This is a genomic window from Rhizobium sp. No.120, from assembly GCF_054558365.1.
The window spans coordinates 303369-322154 of record NZ_BAAJNQ010000003.1; the positions used below are offsets into that span (position 1 = coordinate 303369).

Below are 18786 nucleotides of genomic sequence, written 5' to 3' on the forward strand. Positions count from 1 at the left end.
CGGCAGCGATTTCACAAATCTGCTCCCGAAGGAAATCCGTGCAGGGCGGCTCTTTATATCTCACTTACTTCTTCGTCTTTGGCCCCGAATGGATTTCCTATGAGGGCCGGCGTTACGCTTGCGGTGGAATATGGAGACAGATCCCATGCTCGACACGCACGCACCCAATCTCACGGAATCCATCCGCGTCCTCGTTCATAACAGCGACGAGAAGCACCATCGCATTCCGGTGTCAGCTGAAACAACGAAACGACCGCGCAAGAACCAACCTCGCTCGCGCCAGGTCCAGGAAAAGCGCACCTTTCAGGCTATGCTCGCCTTCGGCTTGCTGCTCGGCGCTCTTGAGCTGTTCATCGTGCTGCATTACCTCTGAGATTTCACGGACATGAGTAGACCGACTTTTCGAAGGCGTGTCGGCGGTGCGATCACCGCCCTTGTCACACCTTTTCGCGACGGCGTTTTCGATGGCATCGACATGATGGCCCATATCGAGTGGCAGCTGCTGAGCGGCATCGACGGGTTTCTCGTCTGTTCGCTGACCGGCGAAGGCCCGGCGCTAACGGAGGCTGAGCGCATTCGCGCCATCGAAATCTGCATCGAGCTTTCGGAAGACAAGGTGCCTATCATCGTCGCGACCGGAACCAACGACACGGCGACGACCATAAAGGAAACGATACAAGCGCAGCGCCTTGGTGCCGATGCTGCCTTGGTAACGGTGCCCTATTACTCAAAGCCGACGCAAAAAGGGATCGTCCACCATTTCGAGCAGCTGGCGGCGCAGACCGAGCTGCCGATTATCGTGCATAATCAGCCCGCGCATACCGCAATCGATCTCGCTCCGGCAACAGTCGCGCGGCTTGCTGAAATTCGAGGGATTATCGGGATCGCGGACGGCGGCTGCGATGTCTCGCGCGTCGATCTCTGGCGACCTCTTTTGCCGGAGCGGTTCGGCCTGTTTACCTCGAATGACGCCAGTGCACTCGGCTTTACGGCTGCGGGCGGTCATGGCTGCTTCTCAGGAGCGGCCAATATCGTTCCGCGGCTCTTTCAATCGATGCAGCATTCGGCTGCCTGCGGCAATGTCGGCGCGGCACAATCCATCGACGAGCGGTTGCAGCCATTGTTCAGCGCGCTTGCCCGCGAAAGCGAGCCGGCGACGGTCAAGCACGCCCTGTCGCTGGTGAGAGACATCGAGGCGGAGGTTCGCCTGCCATTGGTCGGTGTCGGCACCGAGACGGCTGCGGCTATCCAGGCGGCAATCACACCGTTTCAGCTCGACGGAAGCGGCCGGTTTGCCTCGCGCCATGCCTATCGCCCAGGATTGTGAAATCGCTCCATCCCTATGAGATTTTTACATTTTTGCCGTTTCAGGCAAATGGAAAACCTAGCAACTCCCTTATAGATTTAGCAGCGTAGCACCGGAAATGGTCTTATCGGACCAGCGGTGCCGGTGACACTGAAAGGAACCATGATGTCACGCCATACGCATGCCGGCCTATCCGCCGATCCCCTCCAACGCCCTCGCATGGCCACCCTCGCAAGAAGCGAGCGGCCCATCTCCTCGGACGCATTGCTGAACGGGCTTCGTTCTGTCGCTCCGCGCCTCGGGCTTGTCCTCCTGATCGCCGGCGCCCTGCAGATGGCCCTGCACCTGACCGGACACTGAGCGAAATCGAAGAGATCCAAGAGGAAATAACAATGGCAAACGCACAGCATATTCAGCGCCACTCGGCGCACAGCGCGATTTCCCCGGCCTCGGCGCGCTTCATCATCGGCCGTGACCGACGCGGCAGCTGGATCGTTCAGGACCGGCAAGGCCTCGTTGGCGGCCTGTTCCGCAATGAAGCAGCCGCCCTGCACTTCGCAGCTGAAGAATGCAACCACAATCCGGCCGATATCTGCCTGGCGCCGGAAGGCGCTGTCCTCGATCTGGACGGCTTCGTCCAAGCCGCGTCCAATCTGCACTGAATTGATCCTTTGGCGGGCTTCGACAGCATCTCGCCGAACGCTTCCTTAACCGCCCTTAGGTAAGCTTTCAGCCAGATATCCAAAGAACAGAAAGCCATGTCGAAGCCTGCCTTCCGCTACAGCCACTACGACCTCAAAGAGCAGCGCGCCGGAACGGTGATCGAAATCACCCTGTCGGCCATTGCCAATGTCAGGCTGATGAACAGTTCGAATTTCGAGCGCTTCACGGAGACGCTCAAGCATCAGTTTCTCGGCGGCGTCGCAAAGAAATCGCCGATACGGCTGGTCATTCCGGAGGCCGGCCATTGGCATCTGGTGGTCGATATGGAAGGTCATAAGAGCCTGCCGGAATCGAGCGTCAAAATGGTAGACAGGATAACCGTTCCACGCATGCAAAAAGCATAGCGGCAAGCCGTCACCGTCAGGTGATATATGGACTAGCGTTCGCCGCGTTCCTTGCGCAGCTTCGACCACCAGTCCAGCCGCTTGCGGATCTCACGTTCGAAACCACGCTCCGGCGGATCGTAGAATGTCTGGCGACCCATCTTCTCCGGAAAGTAATTCTGCCCTGAAAAGGCATCTGGCTCGTCGTGATCGTAGCGATAGCCGTCGCCATAGCCTTCCGTGCGCATCAGCTTGGTCGGTGCATTGAGGATATGCTTGGGCGGCAGAAGCGAGCCGTTCTGCTTGGCGGCCTGGGTCGCGGCCTTAAAAGCCGTGTAGACGGCATTGGATTTTGGCGCTGTGGCGAGATAGACGCAGGCCTGCGCCAGCGCCAGCTCGCCTTCCGGCGATCCGAGATAATCATAGGCGTCCTTGGCAGCATTGCAGATGACAAGCGCCTGAGGATCGGCAAGACCGATATCCTCCACCGCCATGCGCACCAGCCGGCGTCCGAGATAGAGCGGATCCTCGCCGGCATCGAACATGCGGGCGAGATAGTAGAGTGCCGCATCCGGATCGGAACCGCGTACCGACTTATGCAGCGCCGATATCAGATTGTAGTGACCATCCTGCGCCTTGTCATATACGGGCGCGCGGCGCTGGACGATCTTGACCAGCATGTCGGGATCGAAAAGCTCGTCCTTGCGCGCAGCGCGCCAGACCTCTTCGGCCAGCGTCAGCACCGAACGGCCATCGCCGTCGGCCATGCGGATCAGACTGGCGCGGGCATCCTCCGTCAACGGCAGCGACTTGCCTTCCACCGTTTCGGCGCGGCGCAACAGCTCTTCCAGGCTTTCCTCGTCATGCGAACGGAACGTCAGCACACGAGCGCGGGAGAGAAGAGCGGCGTTGAGCTCGAAAGAGGGGTTCTCCGTCGTCGCCCCGACAAGAATGACGGTGCCATCTTCCATGACTGGCAGGAAGCTATCCTGCTGGGCGCGATTGAAACGATGGATCTCGTCGACGAACAGCAGGGTCTGGCGGCCATCCATGCGGCGCAGCCTTGCCGCCTCGAAGACCTTCTTCAGATCGGCAACACCGGAGAAAATCGCCGAAATCTGCTCGAAGGCGAGACCGGCTTCTCCCGACAGCAGGCGAGCAACCGTCGTCTTGCCCGTGCCCGGTGGCCCCCAGAATATCATCGATCCCAACGAGCCCGCCTCGATCATCCGGCGCAGCACGCCGTCCTCGCCGGTCAGATGTTCCTGACCGGTGACTTCGGCAAGTGTTTGCGGCCGCAGGCGATCGGCCAGAGGCCGCTTGTTGGCGACCTCCTCCGGTATCCGCGGTGCAAACAGGTCATCGCTCATCGGAAGAACTGCCTGATACGCTGGCCGTCACGCTCGATCTCGACGCGCCAGAAGCTTGGGTTTGACGTGAGGGTCTTCTGAAGGATTTCCGTCGTGTTGATCGCGACTCCGTTGATGGAAATGACGATATCGCGGGCGGCAAATCCAAGCCGGTCGGCGGGCGAATTCGGCTTCAGGCTTTCGATGACGACACCTGTGGAATCCGGCGGCATATGCAGATCATCGGCAACCCGCGGCGAAAGATTGGCAACGGTCGCGCCGGAGAAGGGATTGTTACCCTCGATCACCCGCTCGTCACGCGGCGTGGATTCGGGCGCTGCGGCGAGCGTCATCGTGGCCTGATGCTCCTTCCCATTGTCGAGCACCGTCAATGCCACCGTCGCACCAAGGCCAGCCGTCGTAAGGCGATAACCGAGCGCATCGGGATGCTCGATGGAAATGTTGTTCAGGGCTGTAATCACCTCGCCAGGCTTGAGGCCGGCCTTGGCCGCAGGCCCGCCATCGACCACCTTGGTGACAAGCGCACCACGTACCTTGTCAAGACCGAGCGCTTCGGCGACGTCCGATGTCACCGGCTCGAAAGTAGCGCCGATATAGGGGCGCTCGAAGGCCTTGTCGCCACGATCGGCAGCAGCGAGGAAAACCTTGACCAGATTGGCAGGAATGGCAAAGCCGATACCGTTGGAGCCGCCGCCCTGGGAGAAGATCGCCGTATTCAGCCCAATCAGCTCGCCGGTCATGTTGACGAGCGCGCCGCCGGAATTGCCGGGATTGATCGAGGCATCGGTCTGAATGAAGAAGCCGACCTCGTTCTTGACCTGATTGCGGGCGAGCGCCGAGACGATACCGCTCGTCACCGTCTGTCCCACGCCGAAGGGATTGCCGATCGCGAGCACGAGATCGCCGACCTCGATGCCATCGGAATTGCCGAGCGGCAGAATCGGGAAAGTCTCGTTCTTCGACTGGATTTTCAGGACGGCGAGGTCCACACGATCGTCCTTCAGCACGACCTTACAGGGAAATTCGCGGCCGTCCGAAAGCGCGATCTTGATATCGTCAGCGCCGTCGACGACGTGGTTATTGGTGATGACAGTGCCATTCGCCTCCACGATCACGCCCGAACCCAGCGACGACTGCTTCTCGGTGCGATTCGGCATGCGTTGACCGAAAAACTGCTCGAAGAAGGGATCGCCGGCAAACGGCGACTGACGCTGAACCACGCGCTCGGCATAGACATTCACCACGGCGCCAGAGGTCTGCTTGACCAGCGGGGCGAAGGAGAGCTGCATCTGCATCTTGCTTTCCGGCAGCGTCTTCGCCGTCTGAGCCTCAGCGGAAAGCGGCATCGCCATGACGAGGGCAATCATCGAAACGGCAGTGCGCTTCAGGAGGAGGTTCATGAAATTTCCCTTTTTAATTCTCTTTAAACAACGTTGTAGCGCCCGACGCTAGAAAGAAAAGAGGGCGGAACCATGAAGCATAAATGGAAGTTGGCGACGATAAAAAACAGGCTCGCCGAACAAAAACATGCTGTCATGCATTTCGCGTTGGGAATCGTCAAAGGGAGCCACATATGCGATTGATCCATCTTGCCGCCGCCACGTTCCTCGTCTCGCTAGGCATGGCCGGCGCCTCTCATGCTGCCAGCTTCGATTGCGAGGCGCAGAACCTGAAGCCGGACGAGAAGACGATCTGCGACGTTCGCGCCCTTAACGATGCGGACGTGAAAATGGTGACGACCTTCGACCTGCTCTCAGGGCTGCTTGCCATGGGTGCGCGGGGCACGATGCAGGACCAGCAGACGGAATGGCTGAAGAAGCGGCAGGCTTGCGAGGCGGATATCGCCTGCTTGAAGACGTCCTATGAGGAGCGCCTGAAGGTGCTGAACGACACCTACAAGCAGATCAATCGGCCGCTGTAAGAGCTTGGTTTGCTGTGATTTAGAGGCTTGCCTCAACAAGTCCCCTCGCCCCGCCAGCGGGGAGAGGGCTAGGGTGAGTGGCAAGCGCAGGAACAGGCAAACGCCGCCGTTGCGATGAAGCTCGAAAAGCCGCTCAACCGTCCTCTCGCAGCCGAGCTATGCTCGACCGCTCGAGTCCACCTTCTCCCCGCTGCGCGGGGTGAAGGGGTCTAGTTACTTCCCGCCCAGATCACGGACGGCGCCGCGGTCAGCACTGGTTGCGAAAGCTGCATAGGCCTTCAACGCTGTGGTGACGTTGCGCTTGCGCACTTCGGCCGGATGCCAACCCTTGGCGTTCTGGGCTTCGCGGCGAGCGGCAAGTTCCTTTTCGTCGACTCGCAGGCTGATGATGCGGTTCGGGATGTCGATGTCGATCATGTCGCCTTCGCGGACCAGGCCGATCGTTCCACCATTGGCAGCCTCAGGCGAAACGTGGCCGATCGAGAGGCCCGAGGTGCCGCCGGAGAAGCGGCCGTCGGTGATCAGCGCGCAGGCCTTGCCGAGGCCCTTCGACTTCAGGTAGCTCGTCGGATAGAGCATCTCCTGCATGCCGGGGCCGCCCTTCGGGCCTTCGTAGCGGATGACGACGACGTCGCCGGCCTTGATCTCGTTGCTGAGGATCGCCTTGACGGATGCGTCCTGGCTTTCGAAGACCCTAGCGGGGCCGGAGAACTTCAGGATCGATTCATCGACGCCGGCCGTCTTCACGATGCAGCCATCGAGCGCGAGATTGCCCTTGAGGACGGCAAGACCGCCATCCTTGGAAAAGGGATGCTCGACGGAACGGATGACGCCCTTCTCGCGATCGGTATCGAGTTCTTCCCAGCGGGCGTTCTGGCTGAAGGCAACCTGGGTCGGAATGCCGCCGGGAGCCGCGCGGAAGAATTCGCGCACGCTTTCGCTATTGGTGCGGGTGATGTCCCAGCGATCGATGGCGTCACCGAGCGTTTCGGCGTGAACCGTCGGGCAATCGCGGTTGATCAGGCCGCCCTTATCGAGCTCACCGAGGATCGACATGATGCCGCCGGCGCGGTGTACGTCTTCCATGTGGACGTCGCTCTTGGCCGGCGCGACCTTGGAGAGGCATGGTACGCGGCGCGAGAGCGCATCAATGTCGGCCATGGTGAAATCGACTTCGCCCTCATGCGCGGCGGCTAGGATGTGCAGAACCGTGTTCGTCGAGCCACCCATGGCGATATCCAGCGCCATGGCATTCTCGAAGGCCTTCTTCGATGCAACGGAGCGCGGCAGGATGGACGCATCGTCCTGCTCATAATAACGGCGGGCGAGATCGACGATCAGGTGGCCGGCTTCGACGAAGAGGCGCTTGCGATCGGCGTGAGTGGCGAGCGTCGAGCCGTTGCCCGGCAGCGACAGGCCAAGCGCTTCGGTCAGGCAGTTCATGGAATTGGCCGTGAACATGCCCGAGCACGAGCCGCAGGTCGGACAGGCGGAGCGCTCGATGACCTGGACATCCTCATCGCTGATCTTGTCGTCGGCAGCGGCAACCATGGCGTCGACCAGATCGAGCGCATGCTTCTTGCCATGCAGGACGACCTTGCCGGCCTCCATCGGGCCGCCGGACACGAAGACCGTTGGAATATTCAGGCGCAACGAAGCCATCAGCATGCCGGGGGTGATCTTGTCGCAGTTGGAGATGCAGACCATGGCGTCGGCGCAATGGGCGTTGACCATGTATTCGACGCTGTCGGCGATCAGCTCGCGCGACGGCAACGAATAGAGCATGCCATCATGGCCCATGGCGATACCGTCATCGACGGCGATGGTGTTGAATTCCTTGGCAACGCCGCCGGCCGCCTCGATTTCACGTGCGACGAGCTGGCCGAGATCCTTGAGGTGGACGTGGCCAGGCACGAACTGGGTGAAGGAGTTGACCACCGCAATGATAGGCTTGCCGAAATCGCCGTCCTTCATACCCGTCGCACGCCAAAGGCCGCGCGCACCGGCCATATTGCGGCCGTGGGTGGTTGTTCTGGAACGATAAGCTGGCATGATGTCTTCCTCGTCATCCTGGAATTTGCGCGGTGTCGGTCATCCGCCAAGGGTTTCAGGCCAAAGAGCGCCGGCAACTCCGCTTTTTGGAATTGTCCTAATCCAATCGGGCAATACTGTCACTATCAACTCTAGCGAATCCGGTACGCTGCCAGGCAAGGGCCGCGTTCGGGCAAGCAGGGCCTACGACCACAATTGGGAATGAAGCAGCCCGATCACAAGCGCACACAAAAAGTTGCTTTCACTTCCAAAGAAATGCCGGCCTAAGAGTGTAACAAAACCCGTGTCCGTTGCGTATCGCTCATATCGAAGCTGCTATCGCATAGAGGAATTGCTCCATGACCGCCTATCGCCCGCCGAAAATCGCATCCTCCGAGATTACACCCCGCTCGATCTATCTGAAGCGGCGCGAGTTCCTGACGGCCGCAGCGGCCGGCGTCGGCATGGCGGCTATCGGCGGCAAGACGGCGCTGGCCGAGGCGCTGACGGCGACCAAGAGCAATTATGCGGTCGATGAGAAACTGACGCCGCTCAAGGACGTCACCACCTATAACAATTTCTACGAATTCGGCCTCGACAAGTCCGATCCGGCCAGCCTCTCGGGCAAGTTCAAGCCGCGTCCCTGGACAGTCAAGGTCGATGGCATGGTCAATAAGCCAGGCACATTCGATATCGATGCGCTGATCAAGGAATTTCCGCCGGAGGAGCGCGTCTATCGCATGCGCTGCGTGGAAGCCTGGTCGATGGTCATTCCCTGGGACGGCTTCCAGCTTTCCGCCCTGCTCGACAAGGTAGAACCACAGGGCAGCGCCAAATATGTTGCCTTCGAGACCGTGGTGCGGCCGGAAGAAATGCCCGGGCAATCGGGCCTCCTGCAATCCCTGAACTGGCCCTATGTCGAGGGCCTGCGCCTGGACGAGGCACGCAACCCGCTGACGCTGCTTGCCGTCGGCCTCTATGGCGAGACCCTGCCGAACCAGAATGGCGCACCAATACGGCTCGTCGTGCCGTGGAAATATGGCTTCAAAGGGATCAAGTCGATCGTCCGCATCACGCTCACCGACAAACAGCCGCTGAACACATGGCAGGCAACCAACAGCCAGGAATATGGCTTCTACGCCAACGTCAATCCGGCCGTCGATCATCCGCGCTGGAGCCAGGCGACGGAACGGCGCATCGGCGAAGGCGGCTTCTTCGGCTCCAACCGCCACCCCACCCTGCCCTTCAACGGCTATGCCGATCAGGTCGCCAGCCTCTATAGCGGCATGGATCTCAGGGTGAACTTCTGATGGCCCTCTCCTTCGCTCTTCCCAGGCGCTGGCAGCCCGCCTCCGTCTGGGCGCTCTACTGTGTCGGGCTTTTACCGGCGGCTTGGGAATTCTATCTCGGCGCGACGGATCAGCTCGGCGCCGACGCGGTGAAGACATTCGAGCTCTTCCTGGGACTGTGGGCGATCCGCTTCCTGCTGCTGACGCTTGCTGTCACGCCGCTTCGCGATCTCTTCAGCTGGAACTATCTGCGCTATCGCCGCGCGCTCGGCCTGCTCTGTTTCTATTACGCATTGATGCATCTGACCGTCTATATGGTCCTCGACCAGGCGCTGGATGTACAGGCCGTCATCGACGACGTGCTGAAGCGGCCCTTCATCATGTTCGGCATGGCGGGGCTTGTCATGCTGCTGGCCTTGGCTGTGACCTCGAACAATTTCTCGATCAAGCGTCTCGGCAAGAAATGGATCTGGCTGCATCGCCTCGTCTATATCATCGCTGCCTGCGGTGCTCTGCACTTTGCGCTATCGACTAAGGTGCTGTCCGTGGAGCAGTTCGTCTATATCGGCCTGCTGATCGCGATGATTCTCTACAGATCCTACCGGCCGATCATGATGGAAAGGCGACGGGCAGCACGCAAGCCGGCTGCGGCCTCCAGTTCCAGAGCGGCCTGAGAACGGCCGCTCTATCTTTCAAGCGAGAGTTATTCGGCAGCGCTGGCGATCTTCGCTTGGCCCTGCTCCTGCACATCAACGGTCGCCGTCAGGCCGGCGATCAGCTTCGTGCCTTCGGGAACCTTGTCGAGCGCGATGCGCACCGGTACGCGCTGTGCCAGACGCACCCAGCTGAAGGTCGGCGTGATGTTGGCAAGCAGGCTGCCGGAGGTACGCTCGCGGTCCTCGATGCCATAGGCGATGCTCTCGACATGGCCGGTCAGCTTCTCGGTCTGCCCCATCAGGTGGATATGGACCTCGTCGCCGACATGGATACGCGGCAGCTTGGTTTCCTCGAAATAGCCTTCGACACGCAGGGAATCGCTGTCGATCAGAGCCACCTTGGCAGTGCCGGCGGAAACATAGTCACCCGGACGCAGGCTGAGGTTCGAGATCGTGCCGTTGACGGTGGCGCGAACCTCGGAGCGGTCGAGATTGAGCTGGGCGAGTTCGCGATTGGCGGTTGCCTGACGAACGGCGGCTTCATCCTGCTGCACGGTGGTCAGTGCCTGCTCCTTCTGCTGCAGGGAAGCGGCATCACCAAGGCGCGCCTGACGCGCGCTTTCGCGCTGAGCCTGCTCGAGAGCCGCCTTGCTGCTGACAAGGGCAGCATCCGCCTGTTCGAGAGCGATGGCGAAACGATCGCGATCGACGCGGAAGAGGATATCGCCCTTCTTGACCGTCTGATTATCCTTGACGAGGACCTCGCTCACCAAGCCGGAGACGTCAGGCGCGATACCGACGACATCGGCCCTCAGGCGCGCATCGCGCGTCCACGGTTCATCCATGTAATGGCCCCAGAGGTGACGGCCGACATAGACAGCGGCGGCGACGAAGATGAGAGTGACGGCCACGCGGCCGATGAGTTTTAACGCGTTCATGTGAAGTACCAACGAGAGACTGAGGAGACGGCGCCAAGCAGCAGGACGTAAAGCGCAAGATCGAAGAGACCGCGATGCCAGACCAGAGTATAGACTCCGATCCATGCGAGCAGGCGTCGAAGGATGATGACGACAAACAGCGTCAGGAGCATAAGAACGAGAAGGCGCGGGATATAAACGCCATAGAGATCGAATTCTGCGGGCATGATATTACTCGGCGGCAATGGAATGAGGTTGGGCTGTATCCGCTACAGGTGGCCGCCAGCTCGCCGGCGGCTCGGCATGCGGAAAGAGTGCGCGGCGAAGACCGACGAGCGCATCAAGGCTCGCCCGACCGGATTGCCGTTTTTCCTGTGCAACGGCTTCAAGGCTGTGGTCGATCGACACACGCAGGTCGTCGGCCGGATCCACGGCCCGTTTTGCCTTCAGGCGCGAACGATAGAAATCCGATACGCCGATCAGGACTTCGCTGACGGATGCAGCGGCAGCCGGCTTCAGCTGGCCACGCTCCTTCTGAAGCATCAGCACGTTGAAGCCGAGACGGACATCGGCGTAACCGTCGACCTTTTTCAGTTCGCGGTCCTCGATGCCTGCAAGCCGGGGCACGAGTTGGCCCAGGCGATCGAGGATGCGGGCGGAGAGGCGTTCATGATCGGCGCGGCGGATGCCGGCGGCAGTTTCGGCCAGATCTCTCCAGCCGGCCCGCACCAGCCGCCAGGCGGCAAGCTCGGAGCCGAATGGGCGGGTAAGCAAAGTCCAGACCAAGGCGAAGCCGACACCGGCCAGAGCGGCGATCGCACTGTTGGTGAAGCTGGCGAAATCGGCGGCGTAACGATCCTGCAGCGCGATGAAACTTGCGCCGTTTACAGCTAGCAGCATACCGAGCATGTTGGTCTGCGGGCGGGTAATCAGCAGCCCCATCACCAGGAAGGGCGGCGCAAAGACCAGCACCAGCATCTCGAAGCCGGAAATAGACGGCAATACGCCGAAGATATAGACACAGGCGATGACCAGGCTCACCGCAGTCCAGATGAACATGGTGGTGATGAAGGGCGCGGGACGATCGAGCGCGGCGAAAAACGAGCAGGCAACCGCCACCATGGCTATGAAGCCGGCACCATCCGCCCAGCCGGAATAGATCCAGAAGAAGCAGGCAACGGCAATTCCGGCGATAACGCTACCGGCTGAGAAGGCCAGAAGGGCGTAATCGTAATGCCTGCTGCGACCGACGACATTGCGATAGCGAAAGGCGGGGCGCCAGGTGCCGACCTGCTGTCCCGAGACGATCTGGGCGCGCAGCGCCAAGCAATCCTGCCACAAATCGACGATTTCTTTGAGGCGAGCGAGAGCGCTCGACCGGACGAGATCATCCCAGCCGATATCGAGGTCGTTCTCCTGCAACTCCTCGATCTTCCGCGACAAGGTCTCAGCGGTCTCGTCGGCCTTGCCGCGACCACCCTGCCCCAGCCAATCGGCCACCTCGTTCAAAACAACGACCAGCTCCTGCGGTAGCGGCTTGCCACCGGCCTTCAAGGCGTGCAGGCGATCGGCAAGGGAGGAGAAGAGCGGCAGCAGCATCAGCAGGCGGCCACGCAGCTCGCGCGAATGCCTGACGATATCGCGGCTGCCGGCATCATAGCGCAACTGGCTGATGACCAGATCCAGGCCGGAAACGTCAGCAGCAAGCTTCTGTCGCTTCAAAGGCGTTGCGGGTGAAGCGCCCTCGCCGCGCAGGATCTCGTCGGCCCAGGTGCCGGCGTCGTCCAGCCAGGAACCTATGCGCTGTCCGAGAACAGTGCCGACGCTGCTCGGAAAGACGACGGCGCTGACCACGCTCGCACAGACGATGCCGATAATAATCTCCTCAGAGCGAGCAAGCGCGACATCGAAAATGGTTTCGGGCGAGCCGACGGTCGGCAGCGCGATCAGCGGCAACGTATAGCCAGCCAGCATGAAGACATAGCTGCGCGACGTGCGATCGAGCATCGAGATGAACAGCAAGGTGCCGGTCCACAGCGCAACAACGATCGAAAGCAGCTCCGGCGCGTTGACGAAGAGCGGGATGAGGATCACCGATGCGGTGGCACCGATAAGCGTGCCGAGCGCGCGGTAAAGCCCCTTGGAGCTGGTTGCGCCGGCAAGAGGATTGGCGACCACATAAACAGCGGCCATCGCCCAATAGGGACGCGGCAGATCGAGCGACAAGGCGAGGAACAACGCCATGATCGCAGCCATGAAGGCTTTGATGGAAAATAGCCACTCGCGCCAGGATGGAATGCTCATGAGACCTTCTCCGGCTCCGGTTCGACGGCCTTGGATGCCTCAAACTCCTCGAAAGCCTTCAGGACGCGAACCGCAGCTTCGATATCCGCGGGGTCAATATTGGCGAGGATCCTGCTACGCAGCTCATCAAGTACGTCTTCCATGCGGGAAGCCAGCTTTTCGCCTTCCGGCGTCAGCCACAGACCTTTCGCGCGCCGATCCGTCGGATCATCCTTGCGGATGACAAGATCCATGCTTTCGAGTTGATCGATCAGCCGAACCAGAGACGGGCCTTCGATACCGACATATGTGGCGAGCACCACCTGCCGCACGCCTCCCCCCAGGCGGCCGATCCAAAGCAGCGGCGCGGCCACGGCCTCAGATATGCCATGGGAGCTCAGCGCGAGATCGACGGCCCGGCGCCATTGGCGGCCGGTGGTCAGCAGATTGGCGGTGAATATGCGTTGTAGGGCGTTTGACGAGTTCATGAGAACCTATTAGCACTAAACTAATTAGGATTCAAATTATTATTGTCGAAAGTGCTATATGAAATGCGAAATGCAGCTATGCGAGTATCGGAAGGCGCAGCTGTAACCGGCAGGGATCGCAAGCGAGCGATGTCCTAGTGAGTCACTCGGTGACGATCGACGCCGAGATAGGAGTTGGGCAAACATCAAACTGAGCGCTTCGCCCCGGACAGGACGCGATGAAGCGCCAGCGCCAGCGCAATGCCGGCGGCATAGGCGGCGATGTTCCAGAGCGAGAATACCCTGCCCAGCAACAGGGCTCCGGCGGCCGTCAATCGAAAGGCATCGAGATCAGGCGTGTGCCAAAGCCTGAAAAGTTCTACGGCGACCGCGATAAACAGCGCCGCCACGGCAATCCTGAAACGCCCCTGCGACACGAATATTGCAGCCAGGAGCCAATAGACCATCGCTCCCCACAATAACGAGCCGCCATATTTGACGATCGCGAAAGGCAGGTTGAGCGCATAGCCATAGCGCCGCAACGCAAGACCGGCGGCGATGGTCACCATCAGCGCCACGAACAGAAGCAGTCTGTCACGCGTCAATTTTCGCTGCATGTCCCACGACGCTCCCTGCCCTGATGCACCTGAGCCGCCTGCGACTCAGCAAGGCTGATTGTGATACTCCAAAGCAATCAGGGAGATTGAAAGGCCGCTCCCGTAGCAGAAACGGCAAAAGGCCGGATGATCGCTCATCCGGCCTTTGATATTTTATCCAAAGCCTAGCCTTAAGCGGCTGCGGCTTCTTCTTCAGCGGCAACGCGGGCCTTGTCGGCTGCGCCCTTGGCATTGACGTCGCGATCGACAAACTCGACAACTGCGAGAGCGGCATTGTCGCCCTGGCGGAAGCCAGCCTTCATGATACGCAGGTAGCCGCCGTTGCGGGTAGCGTAGCGGGTTGCAATCGCATCGAACAGCTTCGAAACGACAGCAGCGTCGCGGATCTGCGAGATGGCCTGACGACGAGCGTGCAGGTCGCCGCGCTTGCCGAGGGTTACCAGCTTCTCAACGATCGGGCGAATTTCCTTCGCCTTCGGGAGCGTGGTGACGATCTGCTCATGGGTGATGAGCGAAGCCGCCATGTTGGCGAACATCGCCTTACGGTGGCTAGCGGTTCTATTCAGCTTGCGGCCGGCTTTACCGTGGCGCATGGCTATTCTCCTTCACTTGCAGGCATCGTTCGCCTGCAGTTTGTTGGTTAGTATTGGTCTTCGTAACGCTTGGCGAGATCTTCGATGTTCTCGGGCGGCCATGCCGGCACTTCCATGCCGAGGTGCAGGCCCATGGAAGCGAGAACTTCCTTGATTTCGTTCAGCGACTTGCGACCAAAATTCGGCGTGCGGAGCATTTCTGCTTCGGTCTTCTGAATGAGGTCGCCGATGTAGACGATGTTGTCGTTCTTCAGGCAATTTGCCGAGCGAACGGACAGTTCCAGCTCGTCCACCTTCTTGAGGAGCGCCGGGTTGAAAGCGAGTTCGGTGACTGCTTCTTCTTCGGCTTCCTTCTGCGGCTCGTCGAAGTTGACGAACACGCCAAGCTGATCCTGAAGGATGCGAGCCGCAAAAGCGACGGCATCTTCACCGCTGATCGAACCGTCGGTTTCGATCGACATGCTCAGCTTGTCGTAGTCGAGAACCTGTCCTTCACGGGTATTTTCAACCTTGTAGGACACCTTCTTGACCGGCGAATAGAGGCTGTCGACCGGGATAAGGCCGATCGGAGCATCTTCCGCACGATTGCGCTCGGCGGGCACATAGCCCTTGCCGTTGTTGACGGTGAATTCCATGCGGATTTCGGCACCCTCGTCGAGCGTGCAGATGACATGCTCGGGGTTGAGGATCTCGATATCGCCGACCGTCTGGATGTCGCCAGCCGTTACAACGCCTGGGCCCTGCTTGCGGACGACCATGCGCTTGCTGTCATCGCCGTCCATCTTGATGGCGATTTCCTTGATGTTCAGCACGATGTCCGTCACGTCTTCCCGGACGCCCGGGATAGAGGAGAACTCATGCAATACGCCGTCGATCTGCACGGCCGTTACAGCGGCGCCACGCAGAGAGGACAGCAGAACGCGACGCAGCGCGTTGCCGAGGGTGAGACCAAAGCCACGCTCCAGCGGTTCGGCCACGAGCGTTGCCTTGGTGCGGCCGCTCGAGGTGAACTCGACCTTGTTGGGCTTGATCAGTTCCTGCCAGTTTTTCTGAATCATGTTTTTGCCTTCCGTTCGTTGCCACCATCCAATCGTGGCAACCGAGCTTGAGTAACACCAAGCCGGGCGCATCTACCCCGGCCGGTGTCGTGAGTGGCGATGATCAGACGCGACGCTTCTTGCGCGGGCGGCAACCATTGTGCGGGATCGGGGTCACGTCACGGATGGACGTGATCATGAAACCAGCAGCCTGGAGCGCGCGCAGAGCGGATTCACGACCGGAGCCCGGACCGCAAACTTCAACTTCGAGCGACTTCATGCCGTGTTCCTGAGCCTTCTTGGCGCAGTCTTCGGCAGCAATCTGAGCGGCGAACGGCGTCGACTTGCGCGAGCCCTTGAAGCCCTTGGCACCAGCGGACGACCAGGCAATTGCGTTGCCCTGTGCATCGGTGATGGTGATCATCGTGTTGTTGAAGGTCGAGTTGACGTGTGCGACGCCCGACGTGATATTTTTACGCTCGCGACGACGAACGCGTACGGCTTCCTTGGCCATGTTAGTCCTTTCTTGGATCTCTGCACCGCCGTAATGCCAGCGGCTACACCGAAGCGCCACCCATGGAGCATCGCTTCAAACTCAAAAGAGGCCGGCGGACCGCCAGCCTCCCAAATCCGGTTGCCCGGAAATTACTTCTTCTTACCGGCGATCGCCTTTGCCGGACCCTTGCGGGTGCGGGCATTGGTGTGCGTGCGCTGACCACGAACCGGCAGGCCGCGGCGATGACGCAGACCACGGTAGGAACCCAGGTCCATAAGACGCTTGATGTTCATCGCGGTTTCGCGACGCAGATCACCTTCGACCTGATAGTCACGGTCGATGGTTTCGCGGATCTGCAAAACTTCAGCATCCGTCAACTGGTTGACGCGACGCTCGGCCGGAATACCAACCTTCTCGCAGATTTCCTGTGCAAACTTCGGTCCGATCCCGTGAATGTAACGAAGCGCAATAACTACGCGCTTTGCAGTCGGGATGTTGACGCCAGCGATACGAGCCACGCCTGTTCTCCTTGCATTCCTTTTGCCTTGGCAAAGGGTCTTGTTATGCAGCCCGGGAGCTGCTTGTTCAATGTGTGTCCGCCACATGTCAAAACGACCGTACCCGGACTTCCCGTTGGAAATCCGCGCCGATCGCTTAGCATGTCGCGAGTTGGCGCGGTGTTTAGCGGAATCAGCGCAAAAAAGCAACCGCTCCGGCAAGTTTATTTTAGGCTATCTAAAGCTTAGCCAGGATAGCCTCTATGCTTTCGGTCACATGCTCGATATCGGCCATGCCGTCGATGCTCTGCAACTTGCCCTTGGCATAGTAGTAACCGATCAGCGGCGAGGTCTCCTTGTAGTAGACCTGAAGACGGGTCGCCATGGTCTCGGCATTGTCGTCCGGGCGGCGCTTGAAATGCGTCGAGCCGCATTTGTCGCAGACGCCCGCATTTGTAGGAACCTTGTCAGTGTCGTGATAGACACTTCCGCAGTTCGAGCAGGAATAGCGGCCGGAGACGCGGCGAATCAGTTCGGCGTCGTCCACTTTGAGCTCAATCACGACGGAGAGCTCGAGGCCCTTCGCGCTAAGCATCTTCTCCGTGGCATCGGCCTGTACGAGAGTGCGCGGGAAACCATCGAGAATGAAACCCTTGGCACAATCCGGCTGATCGATGCGTTCGGAAACGATCGCGTTGACGATCTCATCCGAAACAAGCTTGCCGGCGTCCATGACGGCCTTGGCGCGCTTGCCGACTTCCGTGCCGGCCTGAACGGCCGCGCGCAACATATCACCTGTGGAAAGCTGCGGAATGCCATGCTTTTCCACGATGCGCTGGGCCTGGGTCCCCTTACCTGCTCCCGGCGGCCCTAAAAGTATGAGTCTCATCGCCCCCTCTTTCCTCCACGCAACTTCGATTTCTTGATCAGGCCTTCATATTGCTGTGCGATCAGGTGACCCTGAATCTGCGCCACCGTATCCAGCGTTACGCTAACCACGATCAGAAGCGAAGTGCCACCCAGAGACAAGGGAATACCTGTCTGGGATACGAGAATTTCGGGCAGGATGCAGACGAAGACAAGATAGATCGCGCCGATGACCGTAATGCGGGTCAGCACGTAATCGATATATTCGGCAGTGCGCTCACCCGGACGGATACCCGGAATAAAGCCGCCGTGCTTCTTCAGATTATCGGCCGTGTCCTTCGGATTGAAGACAAGAGCCGTGTAGAAGAAGGCGAAGAAGGCAATCAGAGCACCGTAAAGCACCATGTAGACCGGCTGGCCGTGACCAAGCGCTGCAACGATCGAGGTGACCCAAGTCGGAAGCGCGGTGTTGTTGCCGAGGCCTGCAATGGTTGCCGGCAGCAGCAGCAGGGACGACGCGAAGATCGCTGGAATGACGCCCGAGGTGTTGAGCTTCAGCGGCAGGTGCGACGTATCGCCCTGGAACATTCGCGTGCCGACCTGGCGCTTCGGATACTGGATCAGCAGGCGACGCTGCGCACGCTCGACGAACACGATGAGCGCGATGACCAGAATGGCGACGACCAGCACGGCAAGAATAAGAGGCGTGGAAAGCGCGCCCGTGCGGCCAAGCTCAAGGGTACCGGCAAGCGCGGTCGGAAGACCGGCGGCGATACCCGCGAAGATGATCAGCGAAATGCCGTTGCCGATACCGCGCGACGTCACCTGCTCGCCAAGCCACATCAGGAACATCGTGCCGCCGAGCAGCGTGATGACGGTGGAAATTCGGAAGAACCAGCCGGGATCGACGACGACGCCGTTGCCATGCTCCAGGCCAATCGCAATGCCATAGGCCTGCAATGCGCCGAGCAGCACCGTGCCGTAGCGGGTGTACTGGTTGATGATCTTACGGCCCTGCTCGCCTTCCTTCTTAAGGTTTTCGAGCGACGGGACGACCGAAGTCATCAGCTGAACGATGATCGAGGCCGAGATATACGGCATAATGCCGAGCGCGAAGATCGCCATGCGCTGCACGGCGCCGCCCGAGAACATGTTGAAGAGACCGAGAATGCCGCCCGACTGATTCTGGAAAGCCTGGGCATAAGCGGCAGGATTGAGGCCAGGAAGCGGAATGTGGGTGCCGAGCCGGTAGACGAGGAGAGCGCCGAGCGTAAACCACAGGCGCTTCTTGAGATCCTCGGCTTTGGCAAAGGTCGAAAAATTGAGGTTGGACGCCAATTGTTCCGCTGCAGAAGCCATGCAAATCTCCGCATCACCAATTCCGGCATAGTCG

Annotated in this window: 22 protein-coding genes; 8 read left to right on the forward strand and 14 right to left on the reverse strand. The window is 59.9% G+C overall.

Translation table 11 applies throughout. The features are described 5' to 3' along the window. The first annotated feature begins 145 nt into the window (after positions 1-145). The 5 genes from ACYJRZ_RS12165 to ACYJRZ_RS12185 all read left to right on the forward strand — a co-directional run bounded on the left by ACYJRZ_RS12165 (position 146) and on the right by ACYJRZ_RS12185 (position 2373). Positions 146-373 (forward strand): hypothetical protein, encoded by a 228-nt coding sequence (locus tag ACYJRZ_RS12165; RefSeq protein ID WP_459459187.1) that lies wholly within the window; start codon positions 146-148, stop codon positions 371-373. Between the two features lie 12 nt (positions 374-385). Next, complete coding sequence (gene dapA, locus ACYJRZ_RS12170; protein ID WP_459459188.1) at positions 386-1327, forward strand: 4-hydroxy-tetrahydrodipicolinate synthase; 942 nt, start codon at positions 386-388, stop codon at positions 1325-1327. A gap of 141 nt (positions 1328-1468) precedes the next feature. Further along, positions 1469-1666, forward strand: a complete 198-nt coding sequence (locus ACYJRZ_RS12175) for a hypothetical protein (protein ID WP_459459189.1) — start codon at positions 1469-1471, stop codon at positions 1664-1666. 32 nt (positions 1667-1698) lie between these two features. Continuing rightward, complete coding sequence (locus ACYJRZ_RS12180) at positions 1699-1968, forward strand: hypothetical protein (protein ID WP_459459190.1); 270 nt, start codon at positions 1699-1701, stop codon at positions 1966-1968. Between the two features lie 96 nt (positions 1969-2064). Then, positions 2065-2373 (forward strand): DUF1883 domain-containing protein, encoded by a 309-nt coding sequence (locus tag ACYJRZ_RS12185; RefSeq protein WP_459459191.1) that lies wholly within the window; start codon positions 2065-2067, stop codon positions 2371-2373. Positions 2374-2405: 32 nt separating this feature from the next. On the opposite strand, the gene ACYJRZ_RS12190 is transcribed toward ACYJRZ_RS12185, so the two are convergent. Together ACYJRZ_RS12190 and ACYJRZ_RS12195 are read right to left on the reverse strand one after the other, a co-directional pair. Beyond that, complete coding sequence (locus ACYJRZ_RS12190) at positions 2406-3722, reverse strand: replication-associated recombination protein A (protein ID WP_459459192.1); 1317 nt, start codon at positions 3720-3722, stop codon at positions 2406-2408. Continuing rightward, a complete protein-coding gene (locus ACYJRZ_RS12195; RefSeq protein WP_459459193.1) occupies positions 3719-5122 on the reverse strand; it encodes a DegQ family serine endoprotease in 1404 nt (467 codons plus the stop codon). Before ACYJRZ_RS12195 ends, ACYJRZ_RS12190 begins: the two co-directional genes overlap by 4 nt. 173 nt (positions 5123-5295) lie before the next feature. On the opposite strand from ACYJRZ_RS12195, the gene ACYJRZ_RS12200 reads away from it, so the two are divergent. After that, positions 5296-5643, forward strand: coding sequence for a lysozyme inhibitor LprI family protein (locus tag ACYJRZ_RS12200; protein WP_459459194.1), 348 nt, complete (start codon positions 5296-5298; stop codon positions 5641-5643). Between the two features lie 213 nt (positions 5644-5856). On the opposite strand, the gene ilvD is transcribed toward ACYJRZ_RS12200, so the two are convergent. Next, positions 5857-7695: a dihydroxy-acid dehydratase gene (gene ilvD / locus ACYJRZ_RS12205; protein ID WP_459459195.1), complete on the reverse strand. Its 1839-nt coding sequence runs from the start codon at positions 7693-7695 to the stop codon at positions 5857-5859. A 338-nt stretch (positions 7696-8033) separates the two neighbouring features. Between ilvD and msrP the strand changes: the two genes are divergently transcribed. After that, the gene (msrP, locus tag ACYJRZ_RS12210) at positions 8034-8984 is read left to right on the forward strand and encodes a protein-methionine-sulfoxide reductase catalytic subunit MsrP (RefSeq protein WP_459459196.1); all 951 of its coding nucleotides are present in this window, start codon (positions 8034-8036) and stop codon (positions 8982-8984) included. Continuing rightward, on the forward strand, positions 8981-9637 hold the full coding sequence (gene msrQ / locus ACYJRZ_RS12215; RefSeq protein WP_459459597.1) for a protein-methionine-sulfoxide reductase heme-binding subunit MsrQ: 657 nt from the start codon (positions 8981-8983) through the stop codon (positions 9635-9637). Before msrP ends, msrQ begins: the two co-directional genes overlap by 4 nt. Positions 9638-9666: 29 nt before the next feature. On the opposite strand, the gene ACYJRZ_RS12220 is transcribed toward msrQ, so the two are convergent. The 11 genes from ACYJRZ_RS12220 to secY form a co-directional block, all read right to left on the reverse strand. Continuing rightward, on the reverse strand, positions 9667-10557 hold the full coding sequence (locus tag ACYJRZ_RS12220; RefSeq protein ID WP_459459197.1) for an efflux RND transporter periplasmic adaptor subunit: 891 nt from the start codon (positions 10555-10557) through the stop codon (positions 9667-9669). Next, positions 10554-10763, reverse strand: a complete 210-nt coding sequence (locus ACYJRZ_RS12225; RefSeq protein WP_015339618.1) for a DUF1656 domain-containing protein — start codon at positions 10761-10763, stop codon at positions 10554-10556. Before ACYJRZ_RS12225 ends, ACYJRZ_RS12220 begins: the two co-directional genes overlap by 4 nt. 4 nt (positions 10764-10767) lie before the next feature. Next, positions 10768-12840: an FUSC family protein gene (locus ACYJRZ_RS12230; RefSeq protein ID WP_459459198.1), complete on the reverse strand. Its 2073-nt coding sequence runs from the start codon at positions 12838-12840 to the stop codon at positions 10768-10770. After that, the gene (locus ACYJRZ_RS12235) at positions 12837-13307 is read right to left on the reverse strand and encodes a MarR family winged helix-turn-helix transcriptional regulator (protein ID WP_459459199.1); all 471 of its coding nucleotides are present in this window, start codon (positions 13305-13307) and stop codon (positions 12837-12839) included. Before ACYJRZ_RS12235 ends, ACYJRZ_RS12230 begins: the two co-directional genes overlap by 4 nt. Positions 13308-13492: 185 nt before the next feature. Continuing rightward, the gene (locus ACYJRZ_RS12240; RefSeq protein WP_459459200.1) at positions 13493-13903 is read right to left on the reverse strand and encodes a ribosomal maturation YjgA family protein; all 411 of its coding nucleotides are present in this window, start codon (positions 13901-13903) and stop codon (positions 13493-13495) included. A gap of 170 nt (positions 13904-14073) precedes the next feature. Beyond that, complete coding sequence (rplQ, locus tag ACYJRZ_RS12245; RefSeq protein WP_015339614.1) at positions 14074-14496, reverse strand: 50S ribosomal protein L17; 423 nt, start codon at positions 14494-14496, stop codon at positions 14074-14076. Between the two features lie 47 nt (positions 14497-14543). Continuing rightward, positions 14544-15554: a DNA-directed RNA polymerase subunit alpha gene (locus tag ACYJRZ_RS12250; RefSeq protein ID WP_047634789.1), complete on the reverse strand. Its 1011-nt coding sequence runs from the start codon at positions 15552-15554 to the stop codon at positions 14544-14546. Positions 15555-15657: 103 nt separating this feature from the next. Then, positions 15658-16047 (reverse strand): 30S ribosomal protein S11, encoded by a 390-nt coding sequence (rpsK, locus tag ACYJRZ_RS12255; protein WP_004118426.1) that lies wholly within the window; start codon positions 16045-16047, stop codon positions 15658-15660. A 131-nt stretch (positions 16048-16178) separates the two neighbouring features. Then, the gene (rpsM, locus tag ACYJRZ_RS12260) at positions 16179-16547 is read right to left on the reverse strand and encodes a 30S ribosomal protein S13 (RefSeq protein WP_004118424.1); all 369 of its coding nucleotides are present in this window, start codon (positions 16545-16547) and stop codon (positions 16179-16181) included. 217 nt (positions 16548-16764) lie between these two features. Then, positions 16765-17415 carry an adenylate kinase gene (locus tag ACYJRZ_RS12265; protein WP_459459201.1) on the reverse strand — a complete coding sequence of 217 codons (651 nt, stop codon included), beginning with the start codon at positions 17413-17415 and terminating at the stop codon, positions 16765-16767. Continuing rightward, positions 17412-18752, reverse strand: a complete 1341-nt coding sequence (secY, locus tag ACYJRZ_RS12270; protein ID WP_459459202.1) for a preprotein translocase subunit SecY — start codon at positions 18750-18752, stop codon at positions 17412-17414. The genes ACYJRZ_RS12265 and secY overlap by 4 nt, the downstream gene beginning before the upstream one ends. Positions 18753-18786: the final 34 nt, after the last annotated feature.

Coding starts and splice junctions, on each gene's coding strand:
- ACYJRZ_RS12165 (WP_459459187.1), top strand. CDS start 146: ATGCTCGACACGCACGCACCCAATCTCACGGAATCCATCCGCGTCCTC.
- dapA (WP_459459188.1), top strand. CDS start 386: ATGAGTAGACCGACTTTTCGAAGGCGTGTCGGCGGTGCGATCACCGCC.
- ACYJRZ_RS12175 (WP_459459189.1), top strand. CDS start 1,469: ATGATGTCACGCCATACGCATGCCGGCCTATCCGCCGATCCCCTCCAA.
- ACYJRZ_RS12180 (WP_459459190.1), top strand. CDS start 1,699: ATGGCAAACGCACAGCATATTCAGCGCCACTCGGCGCACAGCGCGATT.
- ACYJRZ_RS12185 (WP_459459191.1), top strand. CDS start 2,065: ATGTCGAAGCCTGCCTTCCGCTACAGCCACTACGACCTCAAAGAGCAG.
- ACYJRZ_RS12190 (WP_459459192.1), bottom strand. CDS start 3,722: ATGAGCGATGACCTGTTTGCACCGCGGATACCGGAGGAGGTCGCCAAC.
- ACYJRZ_RS12195 (WP_459459193.1), bottom strand. CDS start 5,122: ATGAACCTCCTCCTGAAGCGCACTGCCGTTTCGATGATTGCCCTCGTC.
- ACYJRZ_RS12200 (WP_459459194.1), top strand. CDS start 5,296: ATGCGATTGATCCATCTTGCCGCCGCCACGTTCCTCGTCTCGCTAGGC.
- ilvD (WP_459459195.1), bottom strand. CDS start 7,695: ATGCCAGCTTATCGTTCCAGAACAACCACCCACGGCCGCAATATGGCC.
- msrP (WP_459459196.1), top strand. CDS start 8,034: ATGACCGCCTATCGCCCGCCGAAAATCGCATCCTCCGAGATTACACCC.
- ACYJRZ_RS12220 (WP_459459197.1), bottom strand. CDS start 10,557: ATGAACGCGTTAAAACTCATCGGCCGCGTGGCCGTCACTCTCATCTTC.
- ACYJRZ_RS12225 (WP_015339618.1), bottom strand. CDS start 10,763: ATGCCCGCAGAATTCGATCTCTATGGCGTTTATATCCCGCGCCTTCTC.
- ACYJRZ_RS12230 (WP_459459198.1), bottom strand. CDS start 12,840: ATGAGCATTCCATCCTGGCGCGAGTGGCTATTTTCCATCAAAGCCTTC.
- ACYJRZ_RS12235 (WP_459459199.1), bottom strand. CDS start 13,307: ATGAACTCGTCAAACGCCCTACAACGCATATTCACCGCCAATCTGCTG.
- ACYJRZ_RS12240 (WP_459459200.1), bottom strand. CDS start 13,903: ATGCAGCGAAAATTGACGCGTGACAGACTGCTTCTGTTCGTGGCGCTG.
- rplQ (WP_015339614.1), bottom strand. CDS start 14,496: ATGCGCCACGGTAAAGCCGGCCGCAAGCTGAATAGAACCGCTAGCCAC.
- ACYJRZ_RS12250 (WP_047634789.1), bottom strand. CDS start 15,554: ATGATTCAGAAAAACTGGCAGGAACTGATCAAGCCCAACAAGGTCGAG.
- rpsK (WP_004118426.1), bottom strand. CDS start 16,047: ATGGCCAAGGAAGCCGTACGCGTTCGTCGTCGCGAGCGTAAAAATATC.
- ACYJRZ_RS12265 (WP_459459201.1), bottom strand. CDS start 17,415: ATGAGACTCATACTTTTAGGGCCGCCGGGAGCAGGTAAGGGGACCCAG.
- secY (WP_459459202.1), bottom strand. CDS start 18,752: ATGGCTTCTGCAGCGGAACAATTGGCGTCCAACCTCAATTTTTCGACC.